We start from the raw sequence: 14542 nt of genomic DNA on the forward strand, positions 1-14542 counted from the left end.
TTTATGTGTGTGTGGTAACCTCATTAAAACCAAAATTCAAGGGGGTGACAAGTTTTTTTGTTTTAAAACGCATAGTATCAATGAAAACGCAAATTTTTACTAATAAACTTTTGACAATACGATAAATTAGAGAGGGATGAAAATATGTTACGTTCAATGTATGCAGGAATTTCAGGAATGAAAGGATTTCAAACAAAATTAGATGTGATTGGAAATAATATTGCAAACGTAAATACTGTAGGGTTTAAAAAAGGAAGAGTTACGTTTCAAGATATGATGAGTCAAACGACAAGGGGAGCACAAGGGGCCGTTGAAGGTGGTCGTGGTGGCATGAATCCAATGCAAGTTGGGCTTGGTTCAAAGTTAGGTTCTATTGATAATATTCATACAGATGGATTTACACAGTCGACAGGAAGTCCATTGGATTTCGCAATAGAAGGAAATGGCATGTTTGCTGTAACAGATGGAACTTCCACGTATTACACACGCGCTGGGAATTTTTATTTTGATGATGATGGAAATATAGTCAACCCAGATGGGTACTATTTAGTAAATGCGGATGGGGATATAAATTCACCTATCAATATACCTAAAGATGCACAAAGCTTTAGTATTACAGAAAACGGTACAGTAAATTACGTTAATGCTGAAGGTGAACCTGTTGAAGCTGGTCAAATTGGCTTAGCGAATTTCTCGAACCCAGCTGGTTTAACGAAAATAGGTAATAATTTATTTTTAAATTCAGATAATGCTGGTTTAGCTGGAATAGTCGCCCCAGATCAAGGTGGGATGGGTAAAATAATTTCGAGTGCTCTGGAAATGTCAAACGTTGATCTTTCCGAAGAGTTTACAGAGATGATCGTGTCCCAACGTGGTTTTCAGGCAAATACAAGAATTATCACAACGTCTGATGAAATTTTACAAGAACTAGTAAACTTAAAAAGATAATATAAGGAGGTAGGGGATGTCATTTGGCATCCCCGCCATAAAGATGATTGAACTGACAAAGTTAAACGGTGATTCTTTCATATTGAATGCTTTTATGATCGAGCAAATTGAGTCTTTGCCTGATACGACTATTACACTAACAAATGGGAAAAAAATGGTCGTTAAAACTAGAAAATCGGAAGTGGTGAAAAAAATAACCGAATATTATCAAACAATCGGTTTGTTTGGAACTGATAAAGAGCAGGTGGAGAAATGAATAGATTATTAAAAACGATGATGATTTCATTGACTGTCCTAATTGTAGTAGGGATAACAGGATTTATTATTTTTATAAATATTACCAATGAAGATGCTAAAGGTGAGCCGCAATCTATTGATGAAATAAATGAATACTCTTATGAAACCCCTGAAGTAACAACAGATTTAAAAGACGGTAAGTTTGTACGAATTCAGTTTCAAATTGTTACTGACGGAAAAAAAGCGTTAAAAGAAGTCGATAAAAGGGAATTTCAGATAAAAAATATATTAATTAAAGAACTTGCTGTAATGACAGAAGAAGACTTTAAAACTGGATTAACTGATTTAGAAGCAACGATGCAAAGTAAGTTAAATGAAGTAATGACAGACGGTTCCATAACGGATGTCTATACGATCAGCAAGATTTTACAATAGTTATTGGTCTAATAGGAGGTGAAAAGTTTTGCCAGAAGAAATACTATCCCAACATGAAATTGATGCTCTATTATCTGCAATAACATCTGGCGAAATGGATGCAGAAGAATTAAAAAAGGAAGAGCAGGAACAGAAGGTTCGCGTTTATGACTTTAAACGAGCTTTACGATTTTCCAAAGATCAAATTCGAAGCATATCGCGAATCCATGAAAATTATGCTCGATTACTGACAACTTTTTTCTCTGCGCATTTGCGTACTTATGTAAATATTTCTGTTGCCTCTGTTGATCAAATACCGTACGAAGAATTTATCCGATCAATTCCAAAAATGACGATACTTAACGTATATAGTGTTGAGCCGTTAGAAGGTAGATTGTTAATGGAAGTGAATCCGAACATTGCCTATAGTATGCTTGATCGGATTTTGGGTGGACAAGGAAATGGTGCGAAACAAGTTGATAATTTAACAGAAATTGAGACGATAATTATGTCTCAGCTCTTTGAAAAGTCGGTTACATATTTAAAAGAAGCTTGGAGTTCAATAGTCGAAATCGACCCAGTGCTAGAGGATTTTGAAGTAAATCCCCAGTTTCTTCAAATGTTTTCGCCGAATGAAACAGTTGTTGTAGTTTCATTGACAACGCAAATAGGAGAGGTAAGTGGAATGATAAATATTTGTATTCCACATATCGTTCTGGAGCCTATTATTCCTAAACTATCTGTTCATTATTGGATGGAAACTGGTAATAAAGAAAGAAATCCGGAGACATATGAACAATTAACTAAGCATATTAAGCATGTTCAAGTTGAGGCAAAAGCTGAATTAGGTGACACGATGATCTCTATTAATGAATTACTTAATTTAAAGAAAAACGATGTCATCAAACTCAATAACAATATCGACAAAGCTCTAAAATTAGTTGTAAATGATGAACCAAAAATGCTTGTACAACCCGGAAAAATAAATAACAAAGTAGCGGTACAAGTGTTAGAAGTAATAAAGGAGGGGAGTTACTTATGATGGATGACGGTATGTTATCACAAGATGAAATAGATGCACTTTTAAATATAACAGAGGATGACGATACAGGTGGTAGTGAGGATATAAAGGATGAAAATACCGATAGTTCGGAAATGTATTTAACCCCACTGGAAAAAGATACAATTGGGGAAATTGGAAATATATCATTGGGTAGCTCTGCCACTACACTTTCAACATTATTAAATCAAAAGGTTGAAATTACAACCCCTTCTGTTTCCATTGTCAAAAAGACAGGAATAAAGGAAGCATTTCCGTATGAACATGTAAGCTTGCAAGTTGATTATAAAGATGGATTTGACGGTGAAAATATATTTTTAATGAAAGCACAGGATGCAGCAATCATTTCAGACATTATGTTAGGTGGAGAGGGATTAAATCCTAAAGAAGAATTAACTGAAATTGAATTGAGTGCCGTACAAGAAGCAATGAACCAAATGATGGGTGCCTCTGCAACGAGTATGTCGACAGTATTTAATAAACGTGTCGATATTTCACCACCACTCGTTCAATATGAAGATATTGATAAATTAGAAGAAGTGAGTGGGAAAATTGATGGGGATGTATTTGTTAAAGTATCATTCCAACTTAAAGTTGGTGAACTAATAGACTCTAACATTATGCAATTAATTCCGCTAGATTTTGCTAAACTTCTTGTGAGCCAATTACTAGAACCAGAAGTTGAAGATACACAAGTAGCAGCCACGATCGCACCGGAAAAACCGTTAGATGTTACGGAGGAAAAACCAAAACATAATTTAGCAAATACAATGCCGAAAAATGAACATATAGCACCTCAGCAAATTGGAAATCAATTTAGTCCAGAATCAACTGTGCAAACTGCTTCATTTTCAGAATTTGAACAAGCAGAATTATCTCAGCAAGGACAACGTAATTTGGACATGCTGTTAGATATACCTTTAAAAGTAACGGTAGAACTTGGTCGAACAAAACAGACTGTTGAAGAAATATTAGATTTATCACCAGGTTCCATTGTTGAATTAGATAAATTAGCAGGAGAACCAGTGGATGTATTAGTTAATAATAAATTGATTGCTAAGGGAGAAGTTGTTGTAATAGATGAAAACTTTGGAGTAAGGATAACGGATATTGTCAGTCAAAAAGATCGTTTAAGTAAGCTCAACTAATTTTGATGGGGGAATTTGAAATGGCACAAAGTGTACTTATTGTTGATGATGCAGCTTTTATGAGGATGATGATAAAAGATATTTTAATTAAGAATGGATATAACGTAGTTGGAGAAGCCGAAAATGGAGAAGTTGCGGTTGAAAAATATAAAGAACTAGCTCCAGATTTAGTAACGATGGACATTACAATGCCAGAAAAAGATGGAATTACTGCTTTAAAAGAAATTAAAGCAATAAACCCTAGTGCAACAATCATTATGTGTTCTGCAATGGGACAACAGGCAATGGTAATCGATGCCATCCAAGCTGGTGCAAAGGACTTTATCGTTAAGCCTTTTCAGGCAGATCGGGTGTTAGAAGCAGTATCAAAAGCGCTAGAGTAAAAGTGAGTGACAAGTATGCACAAAAAATGGAGCTTCATCCTCTTATGCATTATGTTAATCCATATTGTTTCAGTTGACATGCATAGTGTTGCGGCAGAGGAGAATGTAAAAGACTGTCTAGAAAATGAAGAAGATTGTTTAAAAGATTTGGAACAGCCAATTGACGAGATGGATGCAGATGCAACTGATATACCAGAAGAAAGTTCTCATACTTCTTCTCTTATTTTTAATGTTATTAAAATGATTTTTGCACTTTTTTTCGTCTTAGCATTAATATATTTACTATTACATTTTTTAAAGAGACGTAATAAAATGTTTCAGATTCCACATATACTCGAAAATTTGGGTGGTATTTCTGTTGGACAAAATAAATCAATTCAACTAGTTCGAATCGGGGAAAAAATATACGTCGTCGGAGTTGGAGAAAACGTAGAGATGTTGCAAGAATTAACCGATCAGGCGATAAAAGAGGAGCTGTTGCAAAAAGACCAGCAGCAAGTAAAAACAGTTCCTATGCTGCAACAACTTTTTAAAAATCACTTTATGGGAACAAAAGAAAATAAAAAAGAAACTTTTTCGACTACATTAGAGGATGAATTGCATAAAATCAAAGAAAGTCGAACGAGTATAATTGATAAATATAGCGAGAAGGATGAGTGAACATGACTGATTTTATAAATATTTTTTCTAGCTCAGATCCTTCTGCAATCTCTACATCTGTAAAACTAATATTACTATTAACTGTACTTTCGCTAGCACCTGGAATTTTGATTTTAATGACTAGCTTTACAAGAATCATCATTGTTTTATCGTTTGTTAGGACATCGTTAGCTACCCAACAAATGCCACCGAACCAAGTATTAATAGGATTGGCATTGTTTTTAACATTCTTTATTATGGCACCAACGTTTGGCCAAGTATACGATGAGGCTTTAGAACCTTTATTTAGTGAAGAAATGACCTTAGATGAAGCATATGAAAATGCAAGTGAGCCGATTAAAGAGTTTATGTCCGAACATACGAGACAAAAGGATTTGGCACTATTTTTAAATTATTCTAACCAACCCGCTCCTGAGACAGTACAAGATATTCCTTTAACAGCATTGGTACCGGCATTTGCAATTAGTGAATTAAAAACAGCATTTCAAATGGGCTTTATGATTTTTATTCCTTTTTTAATTATTGACATGGCTGTTGCAAGTATCCTCATGTCCATGGGGATGATGATGCTTCCGCCTGTGATGATCTCATTACCATTTAAGATTTTGTTATTTGTACTTGTTGATGGATGGTATTTAATTACACATTCCTTACTCCAAGGATTTTAATTTTAGGGACGTAACTATAGATAAGAAGGTGTTTTCGCTTGAGTAATGAACTTGTTTTAACGCTTGCAGAAAGAGGAATTTTCACTATATTATTAGTAGCTGGCCCAATTTTGCTACTCGCATTAGCTGTTGGGTTACTAGTTAGTATCTTTCAAGCGACAACACAAATTCAAGAACAAACATTAGCTTTTATTCCGAAAATCATTGCAGTACTTGTTGGAATTGTTTTTTTTGGACCGTGGATGCTGTCAAAGCTTGTAGAATTTACAACAGATCTTTATGAAAATATTAATATGTTTGTAGGGTAAAGCATGTTAGATATGATCGATTTATCGTATATTCCAACATTTATGCTCGTTTTTGCAAGAGTGTTAGCTTTTTTTGTTACGTTACCATTGTTTTCTTATCGGACAATCCCAACTATGTTTAAGATTGGATTTAGTTTTTTCTTAAGCTTAATTATTGTATCCACTATAGGCAGCACCTTAATTCAAGTAGATCATTTCTTTATTTTTCTACTAATGAAAGAAGTACTTGTCGGGCTATTAATTGGACTAATTGCCTTTATCATTTTATCAGCTGTCCAAATTGCAGGTGGTTTTATCGATTTTCAAATGGGTTTTGCAGTTGCTAACGTTATTGATCCGCAAACTGGGGCACAGAGCCCACTAATCGGTCAATATTTTTACATATTTGCACTTCTATTTTTATTATCGGTAAATGGTCATTATTTGTTAATAGATGGAATAATAAATAGTTATCAATTTGTTCCACTAGAGTCGTTTATTTCATTTAACGATTTATTTAGTGAGTATATTATTAAAACGTTTAACAAGATGTTTTTAATAGCATTTCAAATGGCAATTCCACTTGTAGGTTGTTTATTTTTAGTAGATGTTGCCCTAGGAATTATTGCCCGTACAGTTCCACAGTTGAATGTATTTGTAGTCGGTCTACCACTAAAAATTGCTGTCAGTTTTACAGTTTTATTATTTTTTATCGCAATCTATATTATGTTGGCTCGAATGCTATTTGAAACAATGTTTGAAGCGATGAGAGATTTAATGGCTATACTTGGGGGTGGCTAATTTGCAGTTACAATTAGATTTACAATATTTTGCAGGTGAAAAAACAGAAAAAGCTACCCCAAAAAAGCGTGAAGACGAACGAAAAAAAGGACGAGTTGCTAAGAGCCAAGATGTTAATACTGCATTATTACTACTATTTTCATTTATAATCCTTGCGGCATTCGGTTCCGTTATGAAAGATAATATGTTGTCATTATATTCTGTGACATTTACGGAGTATATTCATTGGGATGTAACAGAAGATTCCGTTATGAAATTATTAAAAGAAGTATTGATCCAATTTGCAACGATAGTAGCTCCTGTAATGATTGTTGCTTTTATTATTGCGGTTGCAGCAAACATGTTACAAGTTGGTGTTTTGTTCACATCAGAACCACTAAAATTTGATTTAAAAAAGATTGATCCTATTCAAGGGGCAAAACGAATCTTTTCCATTAGGGCAGTTGTGGAACTATTAAAATCATTTTTAAAAATCGTCGTCATTGGAAGTATTACTTTTGCCGTCATTTGGCTGTTTAAGGATGACATGATGATGTTAGCATTAAAGCATCCTGCAAATGCCGTTTCTTTTTTTGGTCGAGTAACAATTATTATGGGAGTTGCAGCAACAATTGCACTTTTGTTTTTGGCAGTTCTTGATTATATGTATCAAAAATATGATTTTGAAAAGAACATTCGTATGTCAAAACAAGATATAAAAGATGAACATAAAAATATTGAAGGAGATCCACTTATTAAGTCCAAGTTGAGAGAAAAACAAAGACAAATTGCGATGCGGCGAATGATGGAAGAAGTTCCGAATGCAGATGTGGTGATTACGAACCCGACACATTATGCAATTGCAATTAAATACGATGAGTCGGTTGCATCGGCACCTTTAGTTTTAGCAAAAGGAACGGATCAAACTGCACTTAAAATTAAAGAAATCGCGAAAGAGCATGACGTTATGACAGTTGAAAACAAACCGCTCGCACGTTCCTTATATGATGCCGTAGAGATTAATGAAGTGATCCCAGAACAGTTTTATCAGGCAGTCGCTGAAATATTGGCATTCGTTTATCAGATGGATAAAAAGGTTAATTAGTTAGAGCAGCGGTAACATGCCAAGATAAAATCAAAAATTCTGGCTGCTTTGAAGGTGGGAATACGAATGAAATTAAGAGATTTATCTGTTCTATTAGGAGTTATATTAATTATTATTATGTTAGTTATCCCATTACCAGGATGGCTATTAAGTGTACTTATTTTATGTAATATTTCACTAGCACTGCTAGTAATTTTAGTGGCAATGAATACGCAAGAAGCCCTACAATTCTCTATATTTCCTTCATTACTATTGTTATTAACATTATTTCGCCTCGGACTAAATGTTTCCACTACAAGATCCATCCTCTCAAAAGCGGATGCAGGTGGGGTTGTGGATACGTTCGGTTCTTTTGTAATAGGTAATAATCCATTAGTTGGATTTGTTGTCTTTATCATATTAGTTATCATTCAATATATCGTTATTACAAAAGGAGCAGAACGGGTATCGGAGGTTTCCGCACGTTTTACGCTTGATGCGATGCCGGGAAAACAAATGAGTATTGATGCAGATTTAAATGCGGGGCTCATTTCCGAACAAGAAGCAAAAGAAAGACGAGAAAAGGTAGAAAATGAAGCGGACTTTCATGGTTCCATGGATGGTGCATCGAAGTTTGTTAAAGGAGATGCTATCGCCGGAATTATTATCGTTCTCATTAATATTATCTTTGGGTTAATTATTGGAATGGTTCAGATGGATATGACATTCCAAGAAGCAATCAATACATTTATGCGCTTAACCGTTGGGGATGGACTAGTAAGTCAAATCCCTGCATTATTAATTGCGACTGCGACAGGAATAGTTGTCACTAGAGTTTCAACTGAAGGAAACTTAGGATCAGATGTTACAGATCAGTTGCTGCAATATCCAAAATTACTTTTTATCGCAGCAGGAACAATCTTTTTGCTAGGATTAACACCGATCAATTTTATGTTAACGACAATCATTTCTGCATTTTTGGCAATTAGTGGATATATATTATTGCAAAAAACAAATGCAAAACCTGATGTACCAGAAGAAGAACTAGATGAAGAAGATAGTGAGAGTATGAAGAAAACAGAAAATGTCATTAATTTGCTCAATGTAGATCCCATTGAGTTCGAATTTGGTTATGCGCTTATTCCTTTAGTTGATGCTAGTCAAGGAGGAGACCTTTTAGATCGAATTGTAATGATCAGAAGACAGCTGGCAATCGACCTTGGGGTTGTTATTCCGGTTGTGCGAATTCGTGACAATATTCAACTTGAACCTAATGAATATTGTTTGAAAATAAAGGGAAATGAAGTTGCACGCGGGGAATTATTACTTGACCATTATTTAGCTATGACACCTGATTTGGATGATGATAGTATCGAAGGAATTACGACAAAAGAACCGGCTTTTGGTTTACCGGCAAAATGGATAAGTGAAGATAAAAAGGACGAAGCAGAATTATTTGGCTATACTGTCGTAGATCCCCCGTCGGTAGTATCGACACATTTAACAGAAGAAATGAAACGTCATGCTCATGTGTTACTTGGTCGTCAAGAAACAAAAGATTTAATCGATCATTTAAAAGAAGAATATCCAATTTTAGTAGAAGAAGTTACTCCTGATCCACTTACAGTCGGGGAAATCCAAAAAGTTTTGGCTAAACTATTAAAAGAAAATATTTCAATTCGCAATCTTCCAGTCATTTTTGAAACATTAGCCGATTTTGGAAAAATGACTAACGATGCTGACTTGTTGGCAGAATACGTTAGACAAGCTTTATCGATTCAAATTACGAATCAGTTTGTAGGAGATCATGATTCATTAAAAGTTATCACCTTATCAAATGATGTTGAAAACCACATTTCTAGTAGTGTACAGCAAACTGAACACGGAAATTACTTAGCATTAGATCCAATGATGCAAGAAAAAATTATTAAAAATGTATATGCGGAAGTTGAAAAAGCATCGGTTGAACATGAAAATATCGTAATACTTTGTTCGCCAACGATTCGTATGTATGTAAAACAATTATTAGAACGGTCTTTACCACATATTGCAGTGTTATCTTATAATGAACTAGAACCAAATATACAGGTTCAAAGTGTAGGGATGGTGAATGTTGCATGAAAATTAAAAAATATGTAGCCCGATCTATGCCAGAAGCAATGAATATGATACGAAAAGAACTCGGTTCCGATGCAGTGATTCTTAATAGCAAGGAAAAGAAAAGTGGTGGATTTCTCGGTTTTTTTAAAAAAACAAGCATCGAAGTAGTAGCGGCACTAGACAAGGAATCGACCTTACAAAAACAACAAACGGAAACAACAGAGCAAATAACTACAGTAAACGAAACAGAAAATCATTCACGAGTTATAAAAGAAATAAAACAATTGCAACAATTACTTGAAACACAATCATTTGAATCAGCGTATAATTTTCCACCTTTATTTGAACAGGCCTATACATATTTACGTGAACAAGAAGTCGAAGAGAGCATTGCCAGAGATCTTATTCAAAATGTGTTAGATGAAAATATGGATAAGGATATTGATCCGGAAACATTAAAAAATCAATTGTTTCAGCACATAGAACAAAGATTAAGTAAGTCATCATCGCCCGGTTTAACATTTGAAAAACAAATTATTCAATTTGTTGGGCCAACAGGTGTGGGAAAAACGACGACGCTTGCTAAAGTAGCTGCCTTAAGCATGTTAGAAAAAAAGAAAAAAATTGCTTTTATTACAGCGGATACGTATAGAATTGCAGCAATTGAGCAACTCAAAACGTACGCAAGAATTTTAAATGTACCTGTAGAAGTAGCATATTCTATGGATGATTATAAAAAAGCTATCGACAAGTTTTCAAATTACGATTTAATCTTTGTCGATACAGCCGGACGTAATTTTAGAGATCCTCGATATGTAAAAGAATTAACAACGATGATTGATTTCAATCAATATGAACTTGAAACATATTTAGTATTGGCACTAACAGCGAAAGAAACAGATGTAACTGATACATATGATCAATTTAAACAAATTCCAATTGAGAAAGTTATTTTTACAAAAATGGATGAAACGGGCACGTATGGAAGTATTCTCAATATAGGAATTGGAAAAAGTAAAGCTATTGCCTATATTACAAATGGTCAAGATGTACCGGATGATATTCTAGAAGCAGATCCTTCATTTATTAGTGAGCTCGTATTAAGTAGGTATCATCATGCGTGATCAAGCAGAGCGTTTACGTACTCAATGTGCAAATGATAAGAAAGAGGCAAAAACAATTGCGGTCGTAAGCGGAAAAGGTGGTGTAGGAAAATCAAATACAGCTTTAAACTTTTCGCTAGAACTGCAAAATAGAGGCAACAACGTATTGTTAATTGATCTGGATGTCGGTATGGGGAATATCGATATATTACTAGGAAGAAACTCAATGTATTCAATTGCTCATTTATTTACCGATTTTCGCCCACTTCATGATATTATAGAACTAGGACCTTTTAACCTGTCTTATGTTTCGGGAGGATCTAGTCTAAATGAATTATTGCAACTAGATGAGACGAAGTTAAATTATTTTTATCACGAGTACGATCAAGCGGTATATGAATATGATTATATTCTGTTTGATCTGGGAGCTGGTGCCACTTCTGCTTCACTTGCATTTATTTTAGCCGCAGATGAATGTTTAGTAGTTACTACTCCCGAGCCTACAGCAATTACTGATTCATATAGTATGATAAAACATATTGTTTCAAAACGATCTGATATTCCGATCTATGTATTAATGAATCGATGTGAAAACACACGTGAAGGAGAAAAAATGCTAGAAAGATTTAAACAAATAGTGAATAAGTTTTTGCATGTTGATGTAACCAAAATGGGAATGTTACCTACAGATAAAACGGTTCAACATGCTGTCATTAATCAAACACCCTTTCTACTATATAATCAAGATGCCCCGGTCTCAAGGGCATTGAAAGAGATAACGACAAATTATTTACGTGCTTCAAACAAGATAAACAAATTAAAGCCAGTATCTTTTGTTCAACGATTAAAACGGCTGATTAACCGAGGTTAATATGGAACAACTGAATGTAGTAGTTATAGAGCAATCAAACGATTTTTGCAAAGAAATAAAAAACATTTTAACAAGCCATACAGTCGTTAAAAATGTGGCAACATTTACGGTGTTAGAAGATGGGATTAACAAAATTCTTAAAAGTAATGTTGATGTTGTTTTACTAGATATTGATATTCCGAAAATGAATGAAACAATGGCCATTGAGATGATCTTATCCGTAAAACGAGTGCCCGTTTTGGTCATGGCAAAAAATACTGTATTTCAAACTGCAAAAACGGTACAAGCAATGACCCATGGTGCGGTAGACTTTATTAAATTCGATCATAAGGATAAAAAGTCACTTATAGAAAAAGAAAACGAGATTATTCGAAAAATAACAAATGCTAAAATAGGAAAATCACAACAATCAGTGAAATCACCTAATTTAGTAGATAAACAAAAAAGCTTACAAACGAATCTATCTAGAAAACGAGTGCGAATCGAACCTATTGTTGTGATTGGATCATCAACAGGAGGGCCCAGAGCGTTACAAGCGATATTACAAAAGATCCCAACTGACTTTCCAGCACCGATACTTATTGTACAACACATGCCAGAGAGATTTACAAAGTCATTGGCCAAGCGACTAGACAGCATTTGCAATCTTCCAGTAAAAGAGGCGGAACATGGTGAAATTGTGAAAAAAGGGACAGTTTATTTAGCGCCAGGTAATTATCATATGAGGGTTTTAAAGAAAGGTAACAAGCTTTATATTGATGTTTCACAAGGAGAAGAGCGTTTGGGTCACCGTCCATCAGTTAATCATTTATTTGATTCTGTCGCAACCATACATAATATTTTCAAAATAGCGGTCATTTTGACTGGGATGGGAAAAGACGGAGCTGAAGGGGTAAAGAGAATAAAAGAATTCCAAAAGGATGCAGTAATAATTGCTGAGTCTAAGGAAACAGCGATTATTAACGGTATGCCAAGCGCTGCCATACAAACAAACGAAGTATCCGAAATATTACTTTTAGACGAAATTGCTGAAGCATTAGTCGAATACACCATGAAAAAATAGACTTACTAAATGCTCCTTGTAACACGAGTGCTTTATAAAAGCTGATTAAATGGGGGGACTAATAATGGAGACAACGCAATACTTGGATATTTTTATCGATGAAAGTATGGAACATATGGATGTTTTATACCAACAATTGTTGGCTCTAGAAAAAGATGCGAAAGAAAAACAGATAATTGATGAAATATTTAGAGCGGCTCATACATTAAAGGGAATGGCTGCGACAATGGAGTTTGATGATCTAGCAGGATTAACTCATAAACTAGAAAATATCTTTGACGGAATTAGAGAAGATAAAATAATCGTGCAGCCAGATATGATGGATTCTTTATTCCATACTGTTGACCATTTAAATGCGATGGTTGAAGATATTGCAAATGGTGGAGATGGAAAAAGGGATGTTACAGCCGTAATTGATCAGTTAGATCGTATTGAAAAAGGAGAAACTGATTTACCAAATAATAATACTTCAACAGAATCCATTAAAAGGGATGATTCATCTACATTGCATTTGGATGAATTCCTACTTACTATTTTAAGTGAATCAAAAGAACAAGGATTCACAAACTATCAGATCGAAGTTAGACTACGAGAAAATTGTTTATTAAAAGGTGCTCGAGTCTATATGATCTTCGAATTATTAGAAAAGTTAGGGGAAGTAGTTTACTCCAATCCATCCGTCAATGACTTAGAAGAAGAAAAATTTGATTTCACTTTTACGCTTATGTTTGTAACAAAAGAAGCTAAAGAAGAACTTGAAGCTAAAATAATGAAAGTCTCTGAAGTTGAACAAGTAATTATTACGCCATTTTCTATAGCAGCGTATAAAGAATCTCAAAAAAAACAAATGGATGAAAAGAAAGAAGATACGAAACAGAAAAACTCTAAAGTGTCTAATAATAAAGAAACAAAGGCTGCTGCCAATGGTGGAAAAGCAGCTCCGACAAAAACCATTCGCGTAAATATTGAAAGACTGGATATTTTAATGAATTTATTTGAAGAGTTAGTTATCGATCGTGGTCGTTTAGAGCAAATATCTTCTGAATTAAATCATTATGAACTTCAAGAGACAGTGGAAAGAATGACTAGAGTATCCAGTGACTTACAAAATATTATATTAACAATGCGTATGGTGCCAATAGATACGGTATTTAATCGTTTTCCAAGAATGATCAGACAACTAGCAAGAGACTTACATAAAGAAGTGGAAATCGAAATAATAGGTGCAGAAACAGAACTTGACCGTACGGTAATTGATGAAATTGGTGATCCGCTAGTTCACTTAATTCGTAATGCGATGGATCATGGTATTGAAACACCGCATGAAAGAGAACAACTTGGTAAGCCGAGAGAAGGAAAAATAACTTTAGAAGCTTATCATAGTGGAAATCACGTTTTCGTAGAAATTTCAGACGATGGGGCTGGAATTAATAAAGAGAAAGTGAAGCAAAAAGCGATAGATAAAGGTATAGTTACAGAAAGCGAAGCAGAAGTATTAACTGATCAACAAGCATTTGAACTTATTCTAGCAAGTGGGTTTTCGACTAATGACGAAATTTCAGATGTATCTGGTCGCGGTGTAGGTCTGGATGTAGTTAAAAATACAATTGAATCACTCGGTGGTACCATTTCAATAGATGCCATTCCAGGTGAAGGGTCGACATTTTCTATCCAGTTGCCACTAACATTATCGATTATTTCTGTATTATTAGTCGAACTGGATAAGGAAAAGTACG

16 protein-coding genes are annotated in these 14542 nt (G+C 34.5%); all 16 read left to right on the forward strand.

Annotation, left to right across the window (positions count from 1 at the left end; translation table 11 throughout):
* Positions 1–144: 144 nt before the first annotated feature.
* Entirely contained in the window at positions 145–948 is an 804-nt protein-coding gene (flgG, locus tag ACPYKA_RS11855) for a flagellar basal body rod protein FlgG (protein WP_479542487.1), read from the forward strand.
* A 43-nt stretch (positions 949–991) separates the two neighbouring features.
* Positions 992–1204 carry a flagellar FlbD family protein gene (locus ACPYKA_RS11860; protein WP_479542502.1) on the forward strand — a complete coding sequence of 71 codons (213 nt, stop codon included), beginning with the start codon at positions 992–994 and terminating at the stop codon, positions 1202–1204.
* On the forward strand, positions 1201–1620 hold the full coding sequence (gene fliL, locus ACPYKA_RS11865; protein ID WP_479542488.1) for a flagellar basal body-associated protein FliL: 420 nt from the start codon (positions 1201–1203) through the stop codon (positions 1618–1620). Before ACPYKA_RS11860 ends, fliL begins: the two co-directional genes overlap by 4 nt.
* A gap of 28 nt (positions 1621–1648) precedes the next feature.
* Complete coding sequence (gene fliM, locus ACPYKA_RS11870; protein WP_479542489.1) at positions 1649–2641, forward strand: flagellar motor switch protein FliM; 993 nt, start codon at positions 1649–1651, stop codon at positions 2639–2641.
* Entirely contained in the window at positions 2638–3807 is a 1170-nt protein-coding gene (gene fliY, locus ACPYKA_RS11875) for a flagellar motor switch phosphatase FliY (protein ID WP_479542490.1), read from the forward strand. The genes fliM and fliY overlap by 4 nt, the downstream gene beginning before the upstream one ends.
* Before the next feature lie 20 nt (positions 3808–3827).
* The gene (locus ACPYKA_RS11880; RefSeq protein WP_479542491.1) at positions 3828–4190 is read left to right on the forward strand and encodes a response regulator; all 363 of its coding nucleotides are present in this window, start codon (positions 3828–3830) and stop codon (positions 4188–4190) included.
* 15 nt (positions 4191–4205) lie between these two features.
* Positions 4206–4850: a flagellar biosynthetic protein FliO gene (locus ACPYKA_RS11885; protein ID WP_479542492.1), complete on the forward strand. Its 645-nt coding sequence runs from the start codon at positions 4206–4208 to the stop codon at positions 4848–4850.
* 2 nt (positions 4851–4852) lie between these two features.
* Positions 4853–5518 (forward strand): flagellar type III secretion system pore protein FliP, encoded by a 666-nt coding sequence (gene fliP, locus ACPYKA_RS11890; RefSeq protein WP_479542493.1) that lies wholly within the window; start codon positions 4853–4855, stop codon positions 5516–5518.
* A 38-nt stretch (positions 5519–5556) separates the two neighbouring features.
* A complete protein-coding gene (fliQ, locus tag ACPYKA_RS11895; RefSeq protein WP_479542494.1) occupies positions 5557–5826 on the forward strand; it encodes a flagellar biosynthesis protein FliQ in 270 nt (89 codons plus the stop codon).
* A gap of 3 nt (positions 5827–5829) precedes the next feature.
* Positions 5830–6606 (forward strand): flagellar biosynthetic protein FliR, encoded by a 777-nt coding sequence (gene fliR / locus ACPYKA_RS11900; RefSeq protein ID WP_479542495.1) that lies wholly within the window; start codon positions 5830–5832, stop codon positions 6604–6606.
* Position 6607: 1 nt separating this feature from the next.
* Positions 6608–7690, forward strand: a complete 1083-nt coding sequence (flhB, locus tag ACPYKA_RS11905) for a flagellar biosynthesis protein FlhB (RefSeq protein ID WP_479542496.1) — start codon at positions 6608–6610, stop codon at positions 7688–7690.
* A 66-nt stretch (positions 7691–7756) separates the two neighbouring features.
* Positions 7757–9790 (forward strand): flagellar biosynthesis protein FlhA, encoded by a 2034-nt coding sequence (gene flhA, locus ACPYKA_RS11910; RefSeq protein WP_479542497.1) that lies wholly within the window; start codon positions 7757–7759, stop codon positions 9788–9790.
* Entirely contained in the window at positions 9787–10893 is a 1107-nt protein-coding gene (gene flhF, locus ACPYKA_RS11915) for a flagellar biosynthesis protein FlhF (protein ID WP_479542498.1), read from the forward strand. Before flhA ends, flhF begins: the two co-directional genes overlap by 4 nt.
* Complete coding sequence (locus tag ACPYKA_RS11920; RefSeq protein WP_479542499.1) at positions 10886–11743, forward strand: MinD/ParA family protein; 858 nt, start codon at positions 10886–10888, stop codon at positions 11741–11743. The genes flhF and ACPYKA_RS11920 overlap by 8 nt, the downstream gene beginning before the upstream one ends.
* A gap of 1 nt (position 11744) precedes the next feature.
* Positions 11745–12806: a chemotaxis-specific protein-glutamate methyltransferase CheB gene (gene cheB / locus ACPYKA_RS11925; RefSeq protein WP_479542500.1), complete on the forward strand. Its 1062-nt coding sequence runs from the start codon at positions 11745–11747 to the stop codon at positions 12804–12806.
* A 64-nt stretch (positions 12807–12870) separates the two neighbouring features.
* Positions 12871–14542: ATP-binding protein (locus ACPYKA_RS11930; RefSeq protein WP_479542501.1), on the forward strand; the 1672-nt coding region annotated here is incomplete at its 3' end.

It is taken from the genome of Pseudogracilibacillus amylolyticus (SeqCode), assembly GCF_051918545.1.
GTDB lineage: Bacteria > Bacillota > Bacilli > Bacillales > Amphibacillaceae > Pseudogracilibacillus.